Origin of the sequence: Streptomyces sp. NPDC088354 (assembly GCF_044753585.1) — a bacterium.
Classification (GTDB): domain Bacteria; phylum Actinomycetota; class Actinomycetes; order Streptomycetales; family Streptomycetaceae; genus Actinacidiphila.
This window is the reverse complement of the sequence record NZ_JBIVNJ010000046.1, coordinates 1-20735: the sequence shown is the minus strand read 5'-3', so window position 1 is coordinate 20735 and position 20735 is coordinate 1. Positions and strand designations below refer to the sequence as shown.

The following is a 20735-nucleotide window of genomic DNA, read 5'->3' as shown; positions in this document are numbered from 1 at the left end:
TGCGATCGAGGCCGTTCGGCGCTGTCCGGCAAGGCGGTGCAGCGGTTGGCTGGTCCGCGGATGGTCATCGGCCATGAGCGTGCGAGCGGCACGTCGCGGGGACGCATCCTTCCACACGTCGGGCCGCGGCAGCTCCCGCTCGGTTCCATGGCCGACGCGGTCAGCCGGTCCCGCTGCGGCAGAACGATCCCACCACGGACAACCCGGCGCCGGCAGGGACCGAGGTCTCGGAGATCCACGACTTCACGGAGGACGCCCACCCCATCCACGTCCACGAGGTCCAGTCCCAGATCGGCGGAGCCACCGAATCGCCTCCCTCGGCAGTCCGGGCCCGCCAGGCGGTCCCCCCGCCCCACCCGGGCTCGACGGGGATGACCCGCGAGGCCCTCGTCGGCGAGGCAACCGCCGGGGGTACGCCCCCGCCCGCTGAGCCTCGTGTACCCGGCGACGGACGAGGGACCACACGGCTATGTGACATGCCGTCAGATGCGGCCGCCGGACGCGGAATCCGGTCCCGCAGGCGCCGCGGGGCGCTTCGGCCCGTGCATGGGGGCCGTCCGGCCCCGGGCGCCGCCGGCTCACCGCGTTCACGCTGGTCTCGACGGCCGATGAAGCATCGCGCCTGGAGAGCGAAGGAGGGGCACGATGGACGCGGATCCGGACCAGGACTTGGGCTCCACGTGGTGGGAGCCGCCGCCCAACCCGGAGTTGTTCGGACATGTGGTCGTCGGGGTGGACGGCTCGCCGGCCTCCGGGCGTGCGCTGGACGCCGCGGTGGCGGAGGCCGACAGGCGTGATGTGCGGCTGGAGATCCTGCACGGGCAGCCCTGGGGCGGCCACCGCAAGGCCGCGCGCCAGGGGGTCCGCCCCTACCATGTCGCGCAGGCGTTGCTCGCGTCGGCCGCCGCACGCGCCGCCGAACTGCGCCCGGGCCTGCGGGTGAGTACCTCGCTGGTCGACCGGCACGCCGGGGGAGTGCTGGTGCGCCGCAGTCGCGACGCGGGTCTCGCCGTGGTCGGGACGCGGGGGCACGGCGCTGTCACGGGCGCGCTCCTGGGCTCGGTGAGCCTCCATGTGGCCGCGCACTCGGCGTGTCCGCTGCTCGTGGTGCGCGGGGAGTCACCTGCGCGACCCACTGGACACGGTCACGTGGTGCTGGGCCTGGAAAGCGACGCCGACACCGAGGCGGCGGCGTTCGCTTTGGCCGAGGCCGACCGCCGCCACGTCTCGTTGACCGTCCTGCATGCCTGGACCTCCCAGCCGACCGCGCCCCGAAGGCAGCGGACGGGCGAGTGTTCCGAGGGAGTGTTCACGGGGCACTCGGAAGTGATCCGGACGGTCGCTCGGCTGGGCAAGGCCCACCCGGAAGTCGCGACCGACATCGAAACCGTCCACGGTACGGCGCCCCACGTTCTTCTTGAGGCCACGCGTACCGCCGACGTGGTCGTTGTGGCCGCGCATCGCCGCGCAGGCGGGCCCGGTCCGCGGCTCGGTCCTGTCACCCGCGCGCTGCTGCATGGTGCGCACTGCCCGGTGGCGGTCGTTCCGGTCCCTACGACGGCACAGCCGTGAGGACACGGCAGGCATTCCCGCGCCCGGACACCCACGCGGATTCGGCCGCGACGCGCATGCGGGCCGAGCGGGACAGGCCACGACCGTCAGTGCGGCGGCGCGCAAGGCGGATCGGGCCGGGAACCGCTGTGCTCCTCCGTCCCCCGAGCGACCGCGGGGACGCCGGCGGTCGTGGGTGCGTACGGTCGCTGCCCGTGCCGTCTCCGGAACCTCGGCCACCCGGTCGGCCCAGCCGACGGGGTCGGCTCCGGCGGACGGCGGACCGCCCGGCGGGAGAGCCGCCTGCCCGGTACGTCACCAGGCAGGTCCGCAGAGGCCGCTGCGGGGAATCCGGCTGTCATGGTGGGTGTCCCTCCTCGACCGAGGGCCGCTCCCGCGGAAGCGCGGTTGGGCGCGCATCCGTGGCGGACCCCGCACGCCGCGGGTGCCGCCCCCTGCCGTCGCCACGACCGGGCCTCCGGCCTGTGGTGCACGCGGCGCTGTCACTGTCATCGGCGCGGTTCCCCCACCGGCACGACCCTGCCTTCGGTTCCGGCGGCCACCTCGCGCCGCCGACAGCGCCCGGTGACTTCGTAGCGATCAGCGATGAGTGCTTGGGCTCCCTCCCGCACAAACGCAGCAGGGGAGGGACGGAAACGTCAGTGCCGGGCTGTACCGTCATCGCCCCCGCGATGCGGACGGTGTCGCCCCCGGACCTCGGACATCCGCCGACGCAACCGAACTGTGCCGGCCTCCGGTGGGGGCGCCGCGGCATTGCGGCTCGGCAGGTCCGCGCACACGCTGGGACGTGCGGGCCCAGCGGGCGCCGTACCCGTCGGTGCCCCGTCGCCGTGCCGCGCCAGGCGCGCCGTGGGTCCCTTTCCCACCGCGTGCGAAGACCGTTCCCGCGGGCGACGGTGACGCGGCGAGGGTCGCATGGGAACCAGTGCGCCTGGGAGGCAATGATGACGGTTTCACCAGGTCACCGGCCCATCGTGGTCGGTGTCGCTCCGGAACCCGAGCGCCGGTCCGCGCTGACCTGGGCGGCCGACGAGGCCGCGCGGCGACGGCTTCCGCTGCTGCTGCTGCACGCCCAGGGTGTTCCCACCGCCGGATACCGGCCGGACCAGGTCCCGCCTTCCTGGGAGCAGTGGAACGCGGCCCTGCACACGGCGGGGGAGCAGTTGCTGGCCGAGGCCGTGGCGTTCGCCGAGTCCCGGCAGCCGGACGTGAAGGTCTCCGCACTGCTTGCCGAGGGCGATCCCGTGTGGGTGCTGCGCGAGCAGGCCCAGGACGCCGCGCTGGTGGTACTCGGCTCCCGGCATCCGGCCACGGCCCAGGATCTGTTCCATTCCGCGTCGGTCACCCTTCCGGTGGTCGCCCAGGCCCGCTGTCCCGTGGCTGTCGTCCCGGAGTCGGCAGCCACAGGGCAGACGCAGAAGCACTGGGTCGTCGGTGTGGACGGCAGCACGCATTCGGCGGCAGCCGTGGACTTCGCCTTCGACGAGGCATCCCTGCACGGTGTGGGCCTACATGCCGTGTACGCCTGGCACCCGGGGCTGCTCGGCGGCCCGAACAGGTCGGCGGCGGAGGAGGAGGCACGGCAGGCTCTGACCCGAGCGGTGGAAGGGCCTGCCGCCGGCCATCCGGACGTGGACCTCCGCCAGGAGGTCGTACGGGGGCACCCCGTCCAGGCGCTCACCGACGCCTCGGCCGACTGCAGGGGACTGGTCGTCGGCTCGCGCGGCCTCGGCGGCTTCACCGGCATGCTGATGGGATCGGTCAGCCAGGGCGTTCTCCACCACGCGCGCTCGCCGGTCGTCGTCGTACCGCACCCGGACGGCGGGAGCGGCGATGAGACCTCACGTCACCAACGGTCGCGCGGTCGCGCCGACGGGACCGTCGCCGAGGAGGCAGTGTGAGTACGCAGCAGGACAACAGGCCGCGGATCGTGGTCGGTGTCGACGGTTCACCGTCCTCGAAGGAGGCGCTCGCCTGGGCGGTACGGCAGGCGTCGCTGGTGGACGGGGTGATCGACGCAGTGATCGCGTGGGAGTACCCACAGTTCTACGGCTCGTTCGGCTGGATGCCCCCCATGGGACAGGATCTGAATCTCGATGGCGCGGCGGCGCAGGTCCTCGACGACACCATCGCCACCGTGACGGGGGCGGAGCCCGCGGTGGACATCCACAGCCGCGTGGAGTACGGCACACCGGCGGGTGTGCTGCTCGCGGCGGCCGAAGGCGCCTCGTTGCTGGTGCTCGGGAACCGTGGACACGGCGGGTTCGCCGAGGCGTTGCTGGGATCGGTGGGACAGCACTGTACCCAGCACTCACCGTGCCCGATCGTCATCGTCAGAGGCCAGGAGCAGCCGCAGCCGGCCGCGCCCGGACCCGAGGCGGCGAGCCTGCGCCGGGACGCACCGGACGCGCCGGACGCGCGGGACCAATGATCGACGGCAGGCGCCGGATACCGCCGGCGAGGGGCTCGACGCCATGGACCGCGGGCGGCGCGGTCCGTTCCCGTCGGACGGCGATCATGGCCACGTCGTCGCCCTCGTCGTGGAGGGCCGCGGGCAAGTCTTCGGGCGGCAGAGCGGTCCGTGGCTCCCGCGGTAAACGCGAAGACGGCTTCGGGGGTGCCGACCCCGTCGAGATCTGCCAGGCCCAACGGCAGGGCCGTGGCAGCGGGGGCCACAGCCGTGGCCGTGCCGCCGTGGAGCATGAACGGCGCGGGATGCCCGCTGCGGGACGCGGTCCGGTTCCCAGCGCGCTCACGGCGTGCCGCCGATGTTCCTTGCGGCGGTGCGTCTCCGGTGCGCGGTACGCCGTCGACACGTCGGCGGATCGTGCCCGCGAGCCCTACTCGCACAGGCCGGCCGCGTGGTCCGGCACGAACGTCTGCAAGTCGCGCGGCGGACGCTGATAGCCCGTCGAAGGCGGCCTCTGCGGCAGTTCGATGGCAGACAGCGGAACCTCCTCGTAGGGGATGCTCGACAAGAGATGCGCGATCATGTTGATGCGCGCCGCGCGTTTGTCGTCGCTCTCGACGACGTACCAGGGGGCCTCGGGGATGTCGGTGTGCACGAACATCTCGTCCTTGGCACGTGAGTACGCCTCCCAGCGCGTGATGGACTCCAGATCCATACCCGACAGCTTCCAGCGGCGGGTCGGGTCGTCCAGCCTGGCCCTGAAGCGCTGTTCCTGGACGGCGTCACTGACGGAGAACCAGTACTTGCGCAGCAGAATGCCGTCCTCGATCAGCAGCCGCTCGAAGATCGGGCACTGGTGGAGGAAGCGCGCGTGCTCCTGGGGGGTACAGAAGCCCATGACGTGCTCGACACCGGCACGGTTGTACCAGCTGCGGTCGAACAGCACGATCTCCCCGGCCGCCGGCAGGTGGTCGACGTACCGCTGGAAGTACCACTGCGTGCTTTCACGTTCGGTCGGTGCCGGGAGGGCGGCAATGCGCGCGATGCGCGGGTTGAGATGGGCCGTGACCCGCTTGATCGTGCTGCCCTTCCCCGCCGCGTCGCGGCCCTCGAAGACGACGACGAGCCGGTGGCCCTCGGCCCGCACCCATTCCTGCAACTTGACCAACTCGACTTGCAGGCGCAAGAGTTCCCGCTCGTAGGCGCCCAGGGACAGGCGGCCCTGCCGCTTCTTGTCACCCATCTCCCGGTGCCCTCGCTTTCCTGGAACGCTCACTTCGTGCGGCGGACGCTTCGCGGCGCGGCCGTCCGTGGCCTGATCGGCGGAGTGGTTGTGGCCGAGAACCCTCCCCTCAGTCCCACTCGACGTCCACGACGCCCTCCACGGCGCGGGCCAGGCGGGCGGCGACGGGCACAAGGGCCGTGTCGCGTGGCGTACCGCTGAAGCGGACGACGCCTTCCTTCACATCCGCGCGCACCGGCGACGGTTGTCCGGGGAACAGATAGGCCACCACCTCACGGCGCACCTCCTCCGCGATGTCCTCGTCGGGCCGCAGGAAGACCTTCAGCAGGTCGCCCCGGCTGACCACGCCGCACAAAATGCCCTCGCCGTCGGTCACCGGCAGGCGCTTGACCCGGCGCTGTGCCATGGCCCGTGCGGCTTGGGCGAGCGTGGTGTCGGCGCGTACGCACACCGCTGGAGCGCTCATCAACTCCTCGGCGGTCACCGCTCCGGCCTTGGCGATCTCGGCCAGATGGCGCATCTGCTCGGCCCGGGTCGGATCGCTGTCGCGGTACTCCTCCTTGGACAGCAGGTCGGCTTCCGAGACCACACCGATCACCCGGCCATCACCTTCCAGCACCGGGACGGCGCTCACCTTCCATTTCGCCATCGTCTCGACGATTTCCTTGAACGAAGCACCACGGGCGACGGCCACCACCGTCTGTGTCATGACGTCGCTCACGATGTGCGGGCTCCCGTGCACGAGATCCTCCTTCCGCCGCGGGGACGCGCCCCGGCGGTCATCCGCGTTGGCCGCTCCCGTAGGGGGCGTAGAGGTCGAGGAGACGTGTGCGGGCGCCCTGCAGCCGATGCGCGACGATCTCCGCGACGCGCCGCGCGACATCACGGCCGAATTCGGCGTCGGCCTCGCACAGTGCCCGCACGATCGTCGCGTCGAACTCCAGCGCCCGGACGGGGCTCTGGGTCTGAGCTCCCAAGTGCCAGGTGTACGGGGGGAAGAGCCAGGAGCAGCCGAGCAGATCGCCCGGTCCCAGTGTTGCGACGACCGCGGCGCGCCTGCCGGGCACATGCAGATCGAGGGAGACGGAGCCGGTCCGGATGACCCAGAAGCGGTCCGCTCGCTGCCCCTCTTCGAAGACACGGGTCCGCTCGGGGAAGTCGACCTCGCGGGACAGTTCGGTCAGGCGCCCGCGGGCAGTCGGCGGCAACGCGTCGAGGAGCCCGGTCGTGCGGCTGGTGGTCATGACTGCCTCCGAGTGTTTCCGTGGCCCTGCGGCCGGTACGGGCGTTTCCTGTTCCGGTCCCGCAGGCCCCTACCGCGGTCCGTGCGGCTCTGCCCGGCTCGCCGGGTGTCGGGCCGGTTTGTCACGGGACTTCGATGCGACGCCCGGTGAGGTCGTTCACGTCGATGCGTATCCACAGGTCGCGGTCGTCCCTGCCGGGCCAGGGGCCGGTGTAGGCCAGCCGTTCCAGTTCCTCCGCCTGCCTGCCCGCCACGGCACGGGCGTGGCCGCGTGCCAGGACGCTCCAGCCCTGGCTCAGGGCCTCGTCGACACTGTCCACCTCGAAGGTGACATCGGTGCCCGCTACGGCGGCGGGTGCGGACCCGGTCGCCGTCCGGAACACGATGGCCTGTCCCACGATGCTGTAGTTGACCGGCAGCACCGCCACACCGTCGTCGGCGAACGTGACGACACGACCCACACCGTGAGTGCCCAGCAGTTCCCGGCACTCGTCGGGTTCGAGTTCCAGGAAGCGCGGGTGCGCGGAAGCCTGTCCCAGTCCGGGGGGAAGATCCGCCTCGCCTCCGTTGAGTGCGACGACCGTGGTGCTCAACGCCGCCGCAAGGCCGCGCAGCGTTCCCATGGCGGGAGCCGCCGTGGCCTCCTCCTCGAGGAAACGCAGGTAGCCGGTGGAGAGGCCGGCGCTGAGGGCGACCTCGTCGCGTGACAGCCCCAGTTCCTCACGGCGCCGGGCGACCCGCCGGCCGATGTCGCCGCGGGCATGGGACGTGGTGTTGCCGGTCATGATCATGCCTCTCTGTTGCTCAGCGGTCGCCAGTCGCCGGGGATGAACGGCGCCGCGACGGGAGGAGCCCCGTGGGTCAGGCGGGCTGGCGGTGAGTCGGCGCGGGACGGCTGGAGTCGTCCTCGTGGTACCGCAGGTGCTCACGGACGTCGACGACCCCGTCGACGCCGCTGCACAGCGCGACCAGGACGGGAATCAGACTCCGCCGCTCGATCGTCCCCTCCAGGGTCACGCGGCCGTCGACCACGTGCACCGTGACCGCCAGGGGCGACAGCCGCAAGGCACGGCCCATCACCTCGGAGTTGATCTCGTCGCGGATCGCACGGTCCTGCCGGAGGAACACCCTGAGCAGGTCCGACCTGCTCAGCACCCCGGCCAGGCAGCCGACCTCGTCGACCACGGCCAGGCGCTTCACCCGGTGCTGCTCCATCGTCCGGGCGGCTTCCACCACGGTCCACTCGGGCCGGGCCGTGACGGCCGGGCTCGTCATGAGTTCGCCGGCGGTGACGGCTTCCGCCTTCGCGCGGTCCGCGGGCGAGGCGTACAACGGCGGCATGAGGTCGGCCGGATCGCGTTGCCCGGCCGCCTTGCGCATCAGGTCCGCCTCGGAGACGACCCCCACGGGACGATCGTCGCGGTCCACGACCGGGAGCGCCGTGACGTCGTGTTCCGCGAGGAGTTTCGCGATCTCCTTGAAGGCCGTGTCCGGCCGCGCGCTCACCGCGGGCGTCGTCATCAGGTCACTGACGTTTCGGTGCCACATCACTGTCTCCTCTCCGTCCTCCGTCCTCCGTCCCTCGCCATCACTCTCCCTCGTTCCGGTGGGGCGGCGCATGGGCCGGTAGGACCCGTACTCCGGCCGACCGGACCCCGGGCAGGGCCGGGCAACCCCTGTCTCCGGGGACTGCCGATCCCGAAACTGACAAAAGGGCGAAAGCCGGAGAAAGGCGGTGGCGATCATGCCGCTTCCCCTGGTCGTGGGCACGGACGGCTCCGATGCCGCGCTCATCGCCGTGGACTGGGCCGCCGATGAAGCGGCCCTGCGCGGTTCGGAACTGCGCATCGTGTACGCCTCCCTCTGGGAGCGCTACGAAGGATCCGCGCCGTCCCTCGGGGCGGGCCGTACAACCGAGCGGGGCATGACCGAGCGCATCCTGGCGTCGGCCGGGCAACGCGCGCTGCTGCGCCGGCCGGAGATCGAGGTCACGCGCGAGGTCCTGGCCGAGGAGGCGGAGGAAGCACTGCTGCACTTGAGTCACCAGGCCGCCGCCATCGTGGTCGGCAGCCGCGGGCGTGGCGAGTTCGCCTCTCAACTGCTGGGTTCGGTCGGTCTGACGGTGGCGGCGAAGGCGACCTGCCCGGTCGTCGTGATCCGCGGCGACGGTGCCGATCCGGGGGGCAGGCCGTGGATCACCCTGGGCATCGATCCAGCTGGTGGGTCAGGGGATGCCGCCTGCGTGTTCGCCTTCACCGAAGCGCGACTGCGCGGCTGGGGCGTCCTGGCCGTCCATGCCTGGAGGACGCCGCACGGCGTGGGCCCCGACTGGGAGGGATGGCGGGATTCGGCCGCCCACAAGGATCACGCCGTGGCCGTGGAACGGCTGGACCAGGCTCTGAGGCGGCCGACGGCTGATTTCCCGGACGTGCCCGTCGAACGCCTGATGCCCGAGGGGCGTGCACGCCCGTCGCTGCTGGATGCCGCCGGAGGCGCCGGCCTGCTGGTCGTGGGCGCGCGGCGCCGTCGCAGTCCCGTCGGACTGCAGTTGGGGCCGGTGAACCATGCCGTGCTGCATCACGCACCGTGCCCCGTGGCCGTCGTTCCCGACCAAGCCTGAGCTCTGACGGCCCGACCCTTTCCGCCGGGCCGTGAGAGGCGTGCCCATACGCGGCGGCCGTGTCAGGCGTGCGGGACCACCGCCACGGGGACGGCGCAGTGGTGCAGCATCGCGTGCGCGACAGGACCGACGTGCATGCCCGCAGCGGACCGGCGGATACGACGGCCCACCACGACGAGGCAGGCGTCTGCCGCGGCGTCCAGCAGGAGCGGTACGGCACCTCCGAGGAGGGAGTGCTCGGACACCGCCACCGACGGGTACTTCTCCCGCCATCCGAGCAGTGCCTGCGCCAGAGCGCCCGCCTCCGTGACGGCGATCTCCTTCTGCAGCTCCGCGTAGGCGGCCCCGGCGTCATAGCCGTACGCAGGCGGCAGGTTCCAGCCGTGCACGACACGCAGGGGGACCCGGCGCAGTGAAGCGGCCTCGAAAGCGAAGGAGACCAGCTCTTCGCTCGGACGGGTCAGATCCAGTCCCAGCACCACGTCGCGTGACGCCGCCGCATCGGAGCGGCCGCTCGTGGGGTCTCCCTCGGTGCCGCCGGCCCGCACCAGGACGACCGGGCGGGCGGCGCGGGCGACCGTGGCGGAGGCCACCGAGCCGACGAGGAAGCCGGTCACCGGGCCGAGGCCACGCGAGCCGAGCACCAGCAGTTCCGACTCCTGCGCGGTGGCGGCCAGCACCGCGGCGGGCTCCCCGCCCAGGTGCCGGGTGGAGATCTCCAGGCCCGGATGGCGGCGCCCGAGATCCGTGGCGGCGTCCCGCAGAGTGCGCTCCGCCCAGTGGGCTTGCGTCCCGGCGTCCAGCGGAGCGATCCCACCGGCCAGGGGCGCGTAGGTGTACGCCCGCGGTTGCCAGTCGTGGACGTGTACGAGGACCAGGGGAAGGCCTCGGAGCCGGGCCTCGCGGGCGGCCCAGTCCGCGGCGGCCAGGCCGGCGGGCGATCCGTCGACTCCCGCGGTGATGGCAAGGGACATGAAGTGCCTCCTGATGAACCGGCGCACAGGCGACCCGGGTTCGAGGGGAAGGTCTGACGGGTTCAGGTTCCCGGGCACCGTCGGGGGCCGGGCAGGGGCCGCTGGTCCCGTCTCCGGGGCCGGGCGGCCCATGGAGCGGGCTTCAGGACCCGGCGTGCACGCCGAGCAGCCGGCTGCCGCCCGCTCTGGTGGGCCGCTCGGCCGACTCCCGTGGCCCCACTGGCCCATGCCGGGACCCCGCACACGGTTCGACAGTGGAGGTGCAACACCGCAGAGCCCGCAGAGGGCGGGCACGGGCTACAGGCAGGAGGCGGAGACGATGCATCACCGCAACGTCGGCGACCTGATGACCAAGGGCGTCGTGTCAGTACGCAGGGACACGTCGTTCAAGGACATCGCGAAGCAGCTCACGGAGCACGAGATCACCGCCGTACCCGTGGTCGACGACGACGGACGACCCGTGGGGGTGGTGTCGGAGGCCGATCTGCTGCGCAAGGAGGCGGGGCTGCTCGACCCGGCCGGCCTGCTGCCGCCCCCGCACCCGCGGCCCCAGGACCGTGCCCGCATCGACGCCACCACCGCGGAAGGTCTGATGAGCAGCCCGGTGGTCGTCGCACGGTCCGAGTGGTCGGTCGTGGAGGCGGCACGGGTCATGGAACGCCACAACGTCAAGCGGCTGCCGGTGGTGGACGAGGCGGGTCGGCTCGTGGGGGTGGTGAGCCGCACGGACCTGCTGCAGCTGTTCCTGCGCAGGGACCACGCGATCCTCGAGGAGATCACCGGTGACGTGCTGGTGAGGACTCTCGGTCTGGCCCCGGGAGCTGTCGCCGTGACGGTGACCGACGGGAAGGTGTCGCTGGACGGCGTGGTGGACCGCAGGAGCCTCATCCCCGTCGTGACGCAGCTGTGCCGTGGAGTGGACGGCGTCGTGGACGTCCGGGCGCGTCTCGGTTTCAAGGCCGACGACACCACCAGGCCGGCGGCCGCTCCACGCTGAACCGAGACAGTGAGGGGGCCGCCCCGCCTGAGGCCGCGCCGTCGCGGCCGGAAGGAGATGACGATGAGGCTCCGCAAGACCGGGCACGTCATGACCCCGGATGTCGTCAGCGTGCGGGCCGAAACCCCGTTCAGGGACATTGCCGCACTGCTCGGCAGGTATGGGGTGAGCGGCATGCCCGTGGTGGACGACGACGACAAGGTGCTGGGGGTCGTCTCCGAGACCGACCTGACGGCGCGGCAGGCCGAGCCCCAGGGCTCCGCCCGTCAGCAGTCCGCACGGTCCGGCGCCGCCGGCCTCCACGATCGCACCGCAGGGCAGCTGATGTCCGCACCGGCCGTCACCGTCCGTGCGACCGATGCCGTCGCCGTCGCGGCCCGTGCCCTGGCCGAACACAAGGTCAACCGCTTGCCCGTGGTCGACGAGGAGGACCGCCTCGTCGGCATCGTGACCCGCGGGGACCTGCTCCAGATGTTCCTGCGCCCCGACGCCGACATCCGTGCCGAAGTGGTCGACGAGGTGGCGATCCGAGCCCTGTGGCTCGGTCCGGATGCCCTCGCGGTGAGCGTCCAGGGCGGGGTCGTCATCCTTGAGGGCCGGCTGGAGCGCCGCAGTGAGATCCCTCTTGCCGAGGGTCTGACGCGCCGTATAGACGGTGTCGTCGCCGTGGTGAACCGGCTCACGTACCGGCTGGACGACACACAACGACGGTCCGTCGCGCCCCATGTCCACGAAATCGCCGAGGGCTCGCTTCGCAGCTGAGCGTCGGGAGAACGCCCCCGGCGTGGCCACGACGGCGCCTCCGCTGACTGGGGGTCGCCGAGGCGACGGGCCGCCTGCGGCGGTACGGTCCGAACGAAATGCCCGCGACGGCTGGTCGAGGCCTGTGGCGCCGGCTGCCGGCCCGGTTCACGGACCTGTGCGCGATCGTGCTGCTCATCGCCTTGGTCATCACGTTCCTGGCATACGGACTGCAGAGCCCCCACGACCGTGGGGCGCTCCAACTCGCCCTGGCCATCGTAGGAGTGGTGCTGCTCGACGCGGTGATCGGCTTCACCCGGGAGTACTCGGCGAAGCGCACGGCGGAGTCCCTGCGAGCGATGGTCCGGCACACCTGTACCGCGCTGCGGGACGGCGAGCGCGAGGTGGTGCCCGTACGGGAACTGGTGCCCTGTGACGTACTGGTCCTGGACGCGGGCGACGCGGTACCCGCCGACTGCCGACCACTGCCGACTGGTGGAAGCCCGGGCCGGCGCCCTCCACAACGCGGCGCCCGGTCTGCCGGCTCATGTGCGGAGTACCACGCGGAACGCGGTGTGTCCTGGGCGGCTGCTGACGTGGACGGTGCCCTGGTGGGCGGTGACGACGGCCTGGACGATGGCGAGCCCGAGTCCGGTACTGCCGGTACTGCGCGAGCGCGCCTGATCGGCGCGGACGAAACGGGTGAAGACCTCGGGCAGGAGGTCCTCGGGGATGCCCGGTCCGTCGTCACTGACGGTCAGGCAGGCACCGCCCTCGTCCGAGGTGAGGGCGACCGTCACCTGGGTGCCGGGCGGGGTGTGGGTGCGGGCGTTCGCAAGCAGGTTGCCGACCGCCTGCTGCAGGCGGTGGGCGTCGCCGGTCACGGTGACGGGTTCCTCGGGGAGGTCCAGGAGCCAGCGGTGGCCGGGGCTCGCGGCGCGGGCGTCGTGGGTGGCGTCCAGGACGAGCAGGGTCAGGTCGACGTCCTCGTGTTCCAGGGGGCGTCCCGCGTCGAGCCGGGCCAGGAGCAGGAGGTCGTCGACGAGGCGGGACATACGGTGGGACTCGGACTGGATGCGTTCCAGGGCGTGGCGGATGTCGGCGGGCACGGGGCCGTGCCGGCGCAGAGCGAGCTCCGCGTGGCCGCGGATGTTGGCGACGGGGGTGCGCAGTTCGTGACTGGCGTCGGCGGCGAAGTGCCGCAGGCGTTCCTCACTGGCCTGGCGGCGAACCAGGGCGTCCTCGACGTGTCCGAGCATCTGGTTGAGTGCGACCGAGACCTGTCCGACCTCGGTGCGCGGGTCGGAGTCCGGGAGGGGCTCGGGCATGGCGACGTCGCCGTCGGCCAGGGGCAGCCGCGCGACGCCCGTCGCCTGTTCGGTGACCTTGCGCAGGGGGCGCAGCGAGACCCGCACCCACAGCGCCCCCGCGATGCCCGTGGCGAGGAGCGCAGCGCCGAACACCCCGGCCTCGACGGCTTCGAGCCGGTGCAGCGTCGCCTCCACGGGGTGCAGGGGGAGCCCCGTGAGGAGGATGTCGTTGTCGTCGCCCTGAACCGCTACGACCCGGTAGCCGCCCAGGGGGGAGAGGCGGATGCTGTGGCCTGTCCCGTCGACCGGGATGCGGGCGAGGGCGCGACGGTCACCGGGGAGGAGCGTGAGGGGTCGGTCCGTCGTGTCGTCGACCACCGCGGCCTGGGTGACGACGCCGTCGAGCAGCCGGGCACCGAAGGTGGCGTCGGCCTGTCCCCGGGTGTCCGGCCGGTTGTCCGCGTCGGGGGCCCTCTCGTGCTCCAGGCTGGCGGCGAAGCGGCCGTCGGCCGCCGTGAGCTGCTCGTCGAGCCGCCCCACCAGGAATCCGCGGAGGGCGAGGACGGTGGTGACGCCGACGGTCAGGCAGGCGACGGCGAGCAGGACGAGGAGACCGGCGGTGAGCTGACCGCGCAGGGTACGCGGAGGGAGCCGTCTCATGGCGTCTCCGGCTTGAGGACGTAGCCCACCCCGCGAACGGTGTGGATCATCGGGGGGCGTCCCGTGTCGATCTTCTTGCGCAGGTAGCTGATGTAGAGCTCGACGACGTGAGCCCGGCCGCCGAAGTCGTAGGCCCAGACCCGGTCGAGGATCTGGGCCTTGGACAGCACACGGCGCGGATTGCGCATGAGGAACCGCAGGAGTTCGAACTCGGTACGGGACAGATCGACCGCCGTCCCCCCGCGGCGGACCTCCCTGGCCTCCTCGTCCATCGTGAGATCGCCGACCACGAGCAGGCCGGCGTCGGCTTCCGCGGTCATGCCGGCCCGGCGCAGCAGGCCGCGCAGCCGGGCGAGGACCTCCTCCAGGCTGTAGGGCTTGGTCACGTAGTCGTCACCGCCGGCGGTGATCCCGGCGACGCGGTCCTCGATCGCGTCGCGGGCGGTCAGGAACAGCACGCACACGCGGTGCGCGTCGCGTCGCAGTTCGCGCAGGACCTGCAGGCCGTCGGCGTCGGGGAGCATCCAGTCCAGGATCACCGCATCGGGGCGGAACTGCCGGGCCGCGGCCAGTGCCGACGCCCCGTCGGCGGCCGTGCGGACCTCCCAGCCCTCGACGGTCAGGACACCGGACAGCACGTCGGTGACATCGGGTTCGTCGTCGACGACCAGAATCCGCACCGGGCTGCCGTCGGGACGTCGCAGGGCGGGGGGCGGCGTACTGCGTTCTTCCATGGTCCGTCCAGGATCTCTCGTGAGCCGCCCCCCTGTCGGCGGGGGAAGCCTCTGAGTTCCCTCTGAAACGTCGCTGTGGCTCCCCGTTCAGAGGGTACGCAGAGGTTCGGTGGTGATGCTGGGCGCGCCGACACCCGATCGAGCCCCAGGGAACTCCATGGCCACGACATCCACGAGTGCCGCATACGAGGGCCGCCACGTGCAGCACCGGCGGCCGCCTCGCAGCGTCGTCCCGGTGCTCGCGCCGCTCGTCATCTGGGCGGGCGCCGCCGGGACCCTGGCGCTGTGGTGGAGCGACACCTCCTCCGTCGTCGGCCCGGCGGGCTGGCTGACCGGTGCCGGCCGCATCACCGGGCTCCTCGCCGGATACGCATGCGCGGTCCTGCTCGCCCTGATGGCCCGGGTCCCGCTCCTGGACCACGGTGTCGGTACCGACCGGCTCGCCCGCTGGCACGCGTGGGGCGGTCGCTGCACCGTGTCGCTGGCCCTGGCCCACACCCTGCTGATCATCTGGGGCTACTCCCTGGCCTCGCACAGCTCCCTCGTGGGGCAGACCACGACCTTGGTCCTGGACTATCCCGACCTGCTCAAGGGCACCGCCGGTTTTCTGCTGTTCCTCGCCACAGCGGTCCTCTCCGCCCGTGCGGCCCGCCGGAGGATGAGCTACGAGACCTGGCACTACCTGCATTTCCTCACCTACCTGGCGGTCTTCCTCTCCTTCGGCCACCAGCTCTCCAACGGTGCGGACTTCGTCGGCGACCGGGCCGCCCAGGCCGCCTGGTACGCGCTGTACCTCTCTGTCGCCGCCATGGTCGCCTGGTACCGATTCGCCGTGCCCGTCCGGCGCGGGCTGCGCCACAGGCTCAGGGTCGTCGCGGTCCGGCCGGAGGCGCCGGGCGTCGTGTCCGTCCACCTCGGCGGTGAGCACCTGGACGAACTGGGCGGCGTACCGGGGCAGTTCCTGCGCTGGCGCTTCCTCACCCGCGGCCTGTGGTGGACCGCCAACCCGTACTCCCTGTCCGCCCCCGCCCACCCGCGGCACCTGCGCATCACCGTGAAGGCGGCAGGCGGCCACAGCCGGGCACTGGCCCGGCTGACCCCCGGCACCCGCGTCTGGGCGGAAGGCCCCTACGGCGGCTTCACCGCGAACCGCCGCACCGCGGCCAAGGTGCTGCTGCTGGCGGGCGGCGTCGGCATCACACCTCTGCGGGCCCTGTTCGAGACCCTGCCGGGCCAGGTGACCCTGGTCTACCGGGCACGCCGCCCCGAAGACCTCGCGCTGCGCGGCGAACTCGATGCGATAGCCGAGCGCCGTCGCGCGACCGTCCACTACGTCGTCGACACCCCGGAACGGTTCTCCTCGCCCCTGACGGCACAGGGGCTGAACGGCCTCGTACCCGACCTGGCCGACCACGACGTCTACCTCTGCGGCCCGCCGCCCATGGCGGAAGCCGCTGTCCGGGCCCTGCGCGAGGCCGGTGTGCCGGCGCGCCGCATCCACCACGAGTTGTTCGCGTTCTGAGGAGTACCGCCGTGCGCCGAGCCGTCCTCACCACGACCGGGACCAGCGCCCTGATCGTTGCGCTGCTCTCCCTCAAGCCCCATCATCCGGCCCCTCTGGCAGAAGCTCCGGCGGCCCCCTCGCCGACCTCTTCCTCACCGCCGTCCGGACGACAGGCGGCCTCGGGCGGGAGCGCTGCCACCAGCGGCACCTTCACCGGTACTCCCATCGACACGCGCTACGGGACGGTCCAGGTGGCCGCCACCCTCACCAGAGGGAAGATCACCGCCGTCCGGGTCCTGCAGGCACCCGACGAGAACGGCCGGGACCAGCAGATCGCCTCCTACGCCCTGCCGCGCCTGACGCAGGAGGCACTGGGCGCCCAAAGCGCCCACATCGACGCGGTGTCCGGCGCCAGCTACACCAGCCAGGGTTACATCCAGTCCCTGCAGAGCGCTCTGGACCAGGCCCGTGCGTGACACTGAGCAGGGTCTGCGACACGTCGAGCACGTCATGGGCACCGTCTTCTCCTTCGACATCCGGGACAGGCCCACGACCGCGATCCACCGTGCCCTCGGCGACGCGGTCCGCCACCTGCACACCGTGGACGCGGTGTTCTCCACGTACCGGCACGACAGCGCCGTCAGCAGGCTCGGCCGCGATGAGATCCGCCTGGCCGACTGCCCGTCGGAGGTTCACGAGGTGCTCTCGCTGTGCGCCCGGGCGAACCGCGACACCGAGGGCTGGTTCAGCGCCGTGGCGGACGGCACCCTCGACCCCTCGGGCATCGTCAAGGGCTGGGCCACCGAGAACGCCTCCCGGCTGCTCCACGAAGCCGGCGCACGCCACACCTGCGTCAACGGCGGCGGTGACATCCAGGTCCGCGGCCAGGCCGCTCCCGGAACACCGTGGCGCATCGGCGTCGCCCATCCGCTGCATCCCGCTGCGCTGGCAACGGTCGTGATCGCGAACGGAGACCTGGCCGTCGCCACCTCGGGCACCGCGGAACGCGGCGCCCACATCCTCGATCCCCACGACGGCTCTCCCGCCGCGGGGCTCGCCTCGGTCACCGTCGTCGGATCCCGCCTGACGATGACCGACGCCTACGCGACCGCGGCCTTCGCACGGGGTGAGGAATCCCGCGACTGGCTGGAATCGCTGGCCGGGTACGAGGCACTCGCCGTCCTGCCCGACGGCCGTACCTGGCGCACCTCGGGATTCGACCGGCTCGCCTCCTGAGCGGCGCTGCCGCGTGCAGTCCGCCCGGGTCCCGGCCGCCCGGCGGTACAGCGGCCGCTCGCCGCAGGCCCCGCGGGGCCCGGGTTCGTTCAGCGGGCCGGGAGCAGCCGCGTCTGGAGGCGCATCACCAGGTATCCCAGGACGGACAGGCTGCAGGCGATGGCCAGGTCCCCCGCCGAGACGGGGTCCGTGCCCAGCAGCACACGCAGCGGGGGCAGGCAGACACCGGCGATCTGCAGCGCGAGCGCGGTGGTGACGGCCACCAGCAGGAAGGGGTTGTCCAGCGAACCGTGACGAGCCCGGGACGCCAGGGCGATGCCCAGCTGGGTGGCGCCGAGACGAGGAAGACCGCCGCGGCGCACGCCTGAGGGTGGTCCACACGTGGACCCGCCCGCTGCTGAGGATGGGGCAGTGGCCGGTCTCACCGCGGCAGGACGTGCCGGCCCAGGCCCGTCAGCACGAGGACCTCGCCCGGTTCGCGACGGCCGAGCGGGCCGAGCAGTTCCCCGACGTCGCGGTGCGGGTCCACACCGTCTCCGGTCCGGCCGCCGCCGCTCTGGTCGAGGCGAGCCGGTCAGCGGACGTGCTGGTCGTCGGCGCCCGGCGGCAAGGCGACCCACTGGGAATGCGCATGGGCCCCGAGACACACGCGGTGCTCCATCACGCGCACTGCCCCGTGGTTCTCATTCCGATCGGCTGAATGCCGCTACCGGTGGCACATCCCGGCTGGAGCGCTCAGGCCTGGCGGTGTGCCCAGGAAGGTTCGACCTGCGACCACTCCCGGTCCCAGGCATCGGCGCGACGCCGGTCGATCCGCAGCCGTACTGCCCAACGGCCCGCCAGGAGCAACGCACCCGTTCCCACGGCGCCGTGGATTCCCGACACCACCCCCTGTACGCGCGCCTGCCCGGGAGTCGGCGGGGCCACCTCGTGGATCCGCCCGCCCCGGTCAACCCAGACAGTGGTGATCGAACCTGCCGGGCTGTCCGAGTCCACCCGGGCGCTTCCGGTGTGCACCGAGCCATCGGGAGCGGCCCATCGCACGGGTGCTTCGACCTTGCCCCGGGAGCCCGTGTAGGCGTTCGGCACGGCATGGGCGGCGTCCTTGGTCACCACGGCGGCGACCCGACGCATGTCCTGTCCCTGCCGGAGTGCGGAGTCCTCCGCGCGGAACGCGGTGACCGCGCCTACCGCCGGTGCTCCGACGGCTGTCAGAAAGGCCGCCGTGACCCCCGTCCACGCTGCGAGAACGTCCGATCGGCGCCGAAGCGGATTCCGCCGCTGATGCCAGAGCACCGTCGTCGCGTCCATGGCCACGCCCCCTTGTCTCGTACCGCGACGATCGCACGGGGCCGGCCGAACGCGGCAGGGGCCGAAGAGGCAGGGCCCAGGGGCCGTGCGGGTCGATCCCCGCATTTCATGGGCCCGTTCGGCCCTGGTGTGCGTACGGCTCATGGGCGACGATCGTCGGGACGGAACGCCACACAGGGCAGGGGGCCGGGATGACCGGTGCACGGGAGTTCACACCACAGACGCCGATCAGAGTGTTCCTGGTCGACGACCACGAGGTGGTGCGCCGCGGTCTGCACGACCTGCTCGACGCGGAGCCGGACATCGAGGTGGTCGGAGAGGCGGGCTCGGTGGACCACGCACTGGCCCGCGGGCCGGCCCTGCGCCCCGATGTGGCGGTCCTCGACGTGCGTCTCCCGGACGGGGACGGCATCGCGGTCTGCCGTGAACTGCGTTCCCGCCTGCCGGGACTGGCCTGCCTGATGCTGACTTCGTTCGACGACGACGACGCGCTGCTGGACGCCATCATGGCCGGTGCGGCGGGCTATGTCCTCAAGCAGATCAAGGGGGCCGACCTGATGTCCGCCGTGCGGACAGTGGCTTCCGGCCAGTCGATGCTCGATCCGGCCACCACCGCTCGTTTGATGAGTAGTCTGCGCCACCAGGAGGACCCCGGCACCAGCCAGGAGGACGTGACGCTGGCCGCACTGTCCCCGCGGGAACGGGAGATTCTCGAACTCATCGGTGAGGGCCTGACGAACCGCCAGATCGGCAGCCGGCTGTTCCTGTCGGAGAAGACCGTGAAGAACCACATTTCCCGGCTGCTCGCGAAACTCGGCGTCGAACGCCGCATCCAGGCCGCCGTCCTCGCCACTCAGCACCAGGGCACGGGCACGGGGGGCACCGCACCCCGTCCTTGAGATCGGGCCACGTGGCCCCTCGCTCCGGTCCGGTCGGCCCCTCCCGCCCGGCACGGCCCGGCCGGAACCTTGAGACAGGTTCCGGCTGGAGGGAGAGTGCCATGCCGACTTCGGTCATCGACGCGGTGGCCCTGGAGAAACTGATCTCCGCCGCGGTAGCCGCACCGTCGTTCCACAACAGCCAGCCGTGGCGTTTCCGGCTGGAGCCGGAGACCGCCACGCTCTTGGTGCGGGCCGTGGGGGAGCGGGGGCTGAGGGAGGCCGACCCGATGGGCCGGGCCGTGCATCTGTCCGTCGGCGCCGCGGTGTTCAATCTGCGGGTCGCGAGCGCACACCTCGGCTGGGAACCGGTCGTCCGGCTGCTGCCGGTGCCGGCACAGCCGGACCTGCTGGCCTCCGTACGCCTGGCCGGTCCACCCCGCGCCGCTCCGGAGCACCGCGGGGACCTGTATCAGGCGCTGTGGCGCCGGCACAGCAGCCGCTTCCCGTTCTCGGCCCACCGGCCTGCGGGACCCGTCCTCGCCGAGCTGACGGACGCAGCGCACACCGAGGGCGCGGCGCTGCACCTGCCGGACGCGGACGAGACGGAGAGGCTGCTCGAGCTGACCGCGGAAGCCGAACGACGAGACGCCTCCGACACCGCGCGCCGGACAGAAAGCCGCAGCTGGATCCGCGACGGCGCGCGGGACGGGTTGCCGACCGCAGTCCTCGGCCCGCTGGACTCCTCGGGTCGGCTGCCGGTCCGCGACTTCTCCACGCTTCGACCCGAGAACCAGGTGCCCGCCGCCGCCTTCGAACAGCGCCCGCTCATCGCCGTCCTGTCCACCGCCGACGACCGGCCCGCAGACTGGCTCCGGGCCGGTCAGGCACTGGAACGCGTGCTGCTGGTCGCCACGACGCACCGGCTGCGCGCGTCGCTGCTGCACCAGGCGTTGGAGTGGCCGGACCTGCGCTGGGAGCTGCGCAGTACCGGCAGCGGACCGGTGCACGTCCAGATGCTCATCAGGCTCGGCTACGGTCCCGAGGGACCGGCGAGTCCCCGCAGGCCGGCAGCGGAGGTCCTGGAGGGGCCGCGGTGACGACTACCTGTCGAGCGGTACCCGCCACCGCAGGAGCGCTCCGCCGTCGGCGCCTGTGCCGGCGGTGAACGACCCGCCCAGTGCACGGGCCCGCTCGGAGAGGTTGTCCAGGCCGCTGCGGCGTCCGCCGTCGGGGATGCCCACGCCGTCGTCCGTCACGGTCAGGGTGACTTCGCCGTCGGCGACGACCAGGGACACGTCC

At 72.3% G+C, this 20735-nt stretch carries 23 protein-coding genes and 2 pseudogenes; 13 read left to right on the top strand and 12 right to left on the bottom strand.

Features of this window, described 5'->3' with window-relative positions; genetic code table 11:
- Positions 1-160: 160 nt before the first annotated feature.
- Positions 161-304, bottom strand: a complete 144-nt coding sequence (locus tag ACIP98_RS36875) for a hypothetical protein (RefSeq protein ID WP_319665194.1) — start codon at positions 302-304, stop codon at positions 161-163.
- Positions 305-645: 341 nt separating this feature from the next.
- Between ACIP98_RS36875 and ACIP98_RS36870 the strand changes: the two genes are divergently transcribed.
- The 3 genes from ACIP98_RS36870 to ACIP98_RS36860 all read left to right on the top strand — a co-directional run bounded on the left by ACIP98_RS36870 (position 646) and on the right by ACIP98_RS36860 (position 4003).
- Positions 646-1572 carry a universal stress protein gene (locus ACIP98_RS36870; protein ID WP_319665193.1) on the top strand — a complete coding sequence of 309 codons (927 nt, stop codon included), beginning with the start codon at positions 646-648 and terminating at the stop codon, positions 1570-1572.
- A gap of 944 nt (positions 1573-2516) precedes the next feature.
- On the top strand, positions 2517-3473 hold the full coding sequence (locus ACIP98_RS36865; protein ID WP_319665192.1) for a universal stress protein: 957 nt from the start codon (positions 2517-2519) through the stop codon (positions 3471-3473).
- Positions 3470-4003, top strand: a complete 534-nt coding sequence (locus ACIP98_RS36860; protein ID WP_319665191.1) for a universal stress protein — start codon at positions 3470-3472, stop codon at positions 4001-4003. The genes ACIP98_RS36865 and ACIP98_RS36860 overlap by 4 nt, the downstream gene beginning before the upstream one ends.
- Before the next feature lie 409 nt (positions 4004-4412).
- Here the strand turns inward: ACIP98_RS36860 and ppk2 are convergent, their stop codons facing one another.
- The 5 genes from ppk2 to ACIP98_RS36835 form a co-directional block, all read right to left on the bottom strand.
- Positions 4413-5225: a polyphosphate kinase 2 gene (gene ppk2, locus ACIP98_RS36855; protein ID WP_319665190.1), complete on the bottom strand. Its 813-nt coding sequence runs from the start codon at positions 5223-5225 to the stop codon at positions 4413-4415.
- A gap of 109 nt (positions 5226-5334) precedes the next feature.
- Positions 5335-5967, bottom strand: a complete 633-nt coding sequence (locus ACIP98_RS36850; RefSeq protein WP_319665189.1) for a CBS domain-containing protein — start codon at positions 5965-5967, stop codon at positions 5335-5337.
- Between the two features lie 37 nt (positions 5968-6004).
- Positions 6005-6469, bottom strand: coding sequence for a Crp/Fnr family transcriptional regulator (locus ACIP98_RS36845; RefSeq protein WP_401980545.1), 465 nt, complete (start codon positions 6467-6469; stop codon positions 6005-6007).
- 121 nt (positions 6470-6590) lie between these two features.
- A complete protein-coding gene (locus ACIP98_RS36840; RefSeq protein WP_319665187.1) occupies positions 6591-7253 on the bottom strand; it encodes a pyridoxamine 5'-phosphate oxidase family protein in 663 nt (220 codons plus the stop codon).
- Between the two features lie 76 nt (positions 7254-7329).
- Complete coding sequence (locus tag ACIP98_RS36835) at positions 7330-8016, bottom strand: CBS domain-containing protein (protein ID WP_401980543.1); 687 nt, start codon at positions 8014-8016, stop codon at positions 7330-7332.
- A gap of 196 nt (positions 8017-8212) precedes the next feature.
- On the opposite strand from ACIP98_RS36835, the gene ACIP98_RS36830 reads away from it, so the two are divergent.
- The gene (locus ACIP98_RS36830) at positions 8213-9088 is read left to right on the top strand and encodes a universal stress protein (RefSeq protein ID WP_319665184.1); all 876 of its coding nucleotides are present in this window, start codon (positions 8213-8215) and stop codon (positions 9086-9088) included.
- Between the two features lie 62 nt (positions 9089-9150).
- Here the strand turns inward: ACIP98_RS36830 and ACIP98_RS36825 are convergent, their stop codons facing one another.
- Positions 9151-10062 carry a universal stress protein gene (locus tag ACIP98_RS36825; protein ID WP_319665182.1) on the bottom strand — a complete coding sequence of 304 codons (912 nt, stop codon included), beginning with the start codon at positions 10060-10062 and terminating at the stop codon, positions 9151-9153.
- A 319-nt stretch (positions 10063-10381) separates the two neighbouring features.
- On the opposite strand from ACIP98_RS36825, the gene ACIP98_RS36820 reads away from it, so the two are divergent.
- From ACIP98_RS36820 to ACIP98_RS36810, 3 genes and pseudogenes are all read left to right on the top strand, one after another.
- Positions 10382-11059, top strand: coding sequence for a CBS domain-containing protein (locus ACIP98_RS36820; protein WP_401980540.1), 678 nt, complete (start codon positions 10382-10384; stop codon positions 11057-11059).
- Positions 11060-11122: 63 nt separating this feature from the next.
- Entirely contained in the window at positions 11123-11821 is a 699-nt protein-coding gene (locus ACIP98_RS36815; protein ID WP_401980537.1) for a CBS domain-containing protein, read from the top strand.
- 47 nt (positions 11822-11868) lie between these two features.
- Positions 11869-12000, top strand: a pseudogene (locus ACIP98_RS36810) (cation-transporting P-type ATPase); the annotation flags it as partial.
- Between the two features lie 345 nt (positions 12001-12345).
- Here the strand turns inward: ACIP98_RS36810 and ACIP98_RS36805 are convergent.
- Positions 12346-13770, bottom strand: a complete 1425-nt coding sequence (locus ACIP98_RS36805; protein WP_319665175.1) for a HAMP domain-containing sensor histidine kinase — start codon at positions 13768-13770, stop codon at positions 12346-12348.
- Positions 13767-14504 carry a response regulator transcription factor gene (locus ACIP98_RS36800; RefSeq protein ID WP_319665173.1) on the bottom strand — a complete coding sequence of 246 codons (738 nt, stop codon included), beginning with the start codon at positions 14502-14504 and terminating at the stop codon, positions 13767-13769. Before ACIP98_RS36800 ends, ACIP98_RS36805 begins: the two co-directional genes overlap by 4 nt.
- A gap of 157 nt (positions 14505-14661) precedes the next feature.
- Here ACIP98_RS36800 and ACIP98_RS36795 point away from each other — a divergent pair, with 157 nt between their 5' ends.
- From ACIP98_RS36795 to ACIP98_RS36785, 3 genes are read left to right on the top strand one after another with little or no spacing between them, the layout of a single operon-like run.
- Positions 14662-16026, top strand: a complete 1365-nt coding sequence (locus ACIP98_RS36795) for a ferric reductase-like transmembrane domain-containing protein (RefSeq protein WP_401980534.1) — start codon at positions 14662-14664, stop codon at positions 16024-16026.
- An 11-nt stretch (positions 16027-16037) separates the two neighbouring features.
- On the top strand, positions 16038-16484 hold the full coding sequence (locus ACIP98_RS36790) for an FMN-binding protein (protein ID WP_401980532.1): 447 nt from the start codon (positions 16038-16040) through the stop codon (positions 16482-16484).
- Positions 16477-17244 (top strand): FAD:protein FMN transferase, encoded by a 768-nt coding sequence (locus tag ACIP98_RS36785; protein ID WP_401980531.1) that lies wholly within the window; start codon positions 16477-16479, stop codon positions 17242-17244. Before ACIP98_RS36790 ends, ACIP98_RS36785 begins: the two co-directional genes overlap by 8 nt.
- Positions 17245-17333: 89 nt before the next feature.
- On the opposite strand, the gene ACIP98_RS36780 is transcribed toward ACIP98_RS36785, so the two are convergent.
- A complete protein-coding gene (locus tag ACIP98_RS36780) occupies positions 17334-17606 on the bottom strand; it encodes a cation transporting ATPase C-terminal domain-containing protein (RefSeq protein ID WP_401980529.1) in 273 nt (90 codons plus the stop codon).
- 41 nt (positions 17607-17647) lie between these two features.
- Between ACIP98_RS36780 and ACIP98_RS36775 the strand changes: the two genes are divergently transcribed.
- On the top strand, positions 17648-17944 hold the full coding sequence (locus tag ACIP98_RS36775) for a universal stress protein (RefSeq protein ID WP_401980527.1): 297 nt from the start codon (positions 17648-17650) through the stop codon (positions 17942-17944).
- Between the two features lie 35 nt (positions 17945-17979).
- Here the strand turns inward: ACIP98_RS36775 and ACIP98_RS36770 are convergent, their stop codons facing one another.
- Positions 17980-18555 carry a hypothetical protein gene (locus ACIP98_RS36770; protein ID WP_401980525.1) on the bottom strand — a complete coding sequence of 192 codons (576 nt, stop codon included), beginning with the start codon at positions 18553-18555 and terminating at the stop codon, positions 17980-17982.
- Positions 18556-18746: 191 nt separating this feature from the next.
- Here ACIP98_RS36770 and ACIP98_RS36765 point away from each other — a divergent pair, with 191 nt between their 5' ends.
- The gene (locus ACIP98_RS36765; protein ID WP_319665162.1) at positions 18747-19454 is read left to right on the top strand and encodes a response regulator transcription factor; all 708 of its coding nucleotides are present in this window, start codon (positions 18747-18749) and stop codon (positions 19452-19454) included.
- Positions 19455-19555: 101 nt separating this feature from the next.
- Positions 19556-20533 carry an Acg family FMN-binding oxidoreductase gene (locus ACIP98_RS36760; protein ID WP_401980523.1) on the top strand — a complete coding sequence of 326 codons (978 nt, stop codon included), beginning with the start codon at positions 19556-19558 and terminating at the stop codon, positions 20531-20533.
- Positions 20534-20536: 3 nt separating this feature from the next.
- Here the strand turns inward: ACIP98_RS36760 and ACIP98_RS36755 are convergent.
- Positions 20537-20735, bottom strand: a pseudogene (locus ACIP98_RS36755) (histidine kinase); the annotation flags it as partial.

Bases quoted from the DNA above. Each gene is read 5' to 3' on its own strand.
- ACIP98_RS36805 (WP_319665175.1), bottom strand. From the start codon at position 13,770: ATGAGACGGCTCCCTCCGCGTACCCTGCGCGGTCAGCTCACCGCCGGT.
- ACIP98_RS36770 (WP_401980525.1), bottom strand. From the start codon at position 18,555: ATGGACGCGACGACGGTGCTCTGGCATCAGCGGCGGAATCCGCTTCGG.
- ACIP98_RS36840 (WP_319665187.1), bottom strand. From the start codon at position 7,253: ATGACCGGCAACACCACGTCCCATGCCCGCGGCGACATCGGCCGGCGG.
- ACIP98_RS36845 (WP_401980545.1), bottom strand. From the start codon at position 6,469: ATGACCACCAGCCGCACGACCGGGCTCCTCGACGCGTTGCCGCCGACT.
- ppk2 (WP_319665190.1), bottom strand. From the start codon at position 5,225: ATGGGTGACAAGAAGCGGCAGGGCCGCCTGTCCCTGGGCGCCTACGAG.
- ACIP98_RS36795 (WP_401980534.1), top strand. From the start codon at position 14,662: ATGGCCACGACATCCACGAGTGCCGCATACGAGGGCCGCCACGTGCAG.
- ACIP98_RS36800 (WP_319665173.1), bottom strand. From the start codon at position 14,504: ATGGAAGAACGCAGTACGCCGCCCCCCGCCCTGCGACGTCCCGACGGC.
- ACIP98_RS36820 (WP_401980540.1), top strand. From the start codon at position 10,382: ATGCATCACCGCAACGTCGGCGACCTGATGACCAAGGGCGTCGTGTCA.
- ACIP98_RS36765 (WP_319665162.1), top strand. From the start codon at position 18,747: ATGACCGGTGCACGGGAGTTCACACCACAGACGCCGATCAGAGTGTTC.
- ACIP98_RS36870 (WP_319665193.1), top strand. From the start codon at position 646: ATGGACGCGGATCCGGACCAGGACTTGGGCTCCACGTGGTGGGAGCCG.
- ACIP98_RS36760 (WP_401980523.1), top strand. From the start codon at position 19,556: ATGCCGACTTCGGTCATCGACGCGGTGGCCCTGGAGAAACTGATCTCC.
- ACIP98_RS36830 (WP_319665184.1), top strand. From the start codon at position 8,213: ATGCCGCTTCCCCTGGTCGTGGGCACGGACGGCTCCGATGCCGCGCTC.
- ACIP98_RS36775 (WP_401980527.1), top strand. From the start codon at position 17,648: ATGGGGCAGTGGCCGGTCTCACCGCGGCAGGACGTGCCGGCCCAGGCC.
- ACIP98_RS36815 (WP_401980537.1), top strand. From the start codon at position 11,123: ATGAGGCTCCGCAAGACCGGGCACGTCATGACCCCGGATGTCGTCAGC.
- ACIP98_RS36835 (WP_401980543.1), bottom strand. From the start codon at position 8,016: ATGTGGCACCGAAACGTCAGTGACCTGATGACGACGCCCGCGGTGAGC.
- ACIP98_RS36825 (WP_319665182.1), bottom strand. From the start codon at position 10,062: ATGTCCCTTGCCATCACCGCGGGAGTCGACGGATCGCCCGCCGGCCTG.
- ACIP98_RS36865 (WP_319665192.1), top strand. From the start codon at position 2,517: ATGACGGTTTCACCAGGTCACCGGCCCATCGTGGTCGGTGTCGCTCCG.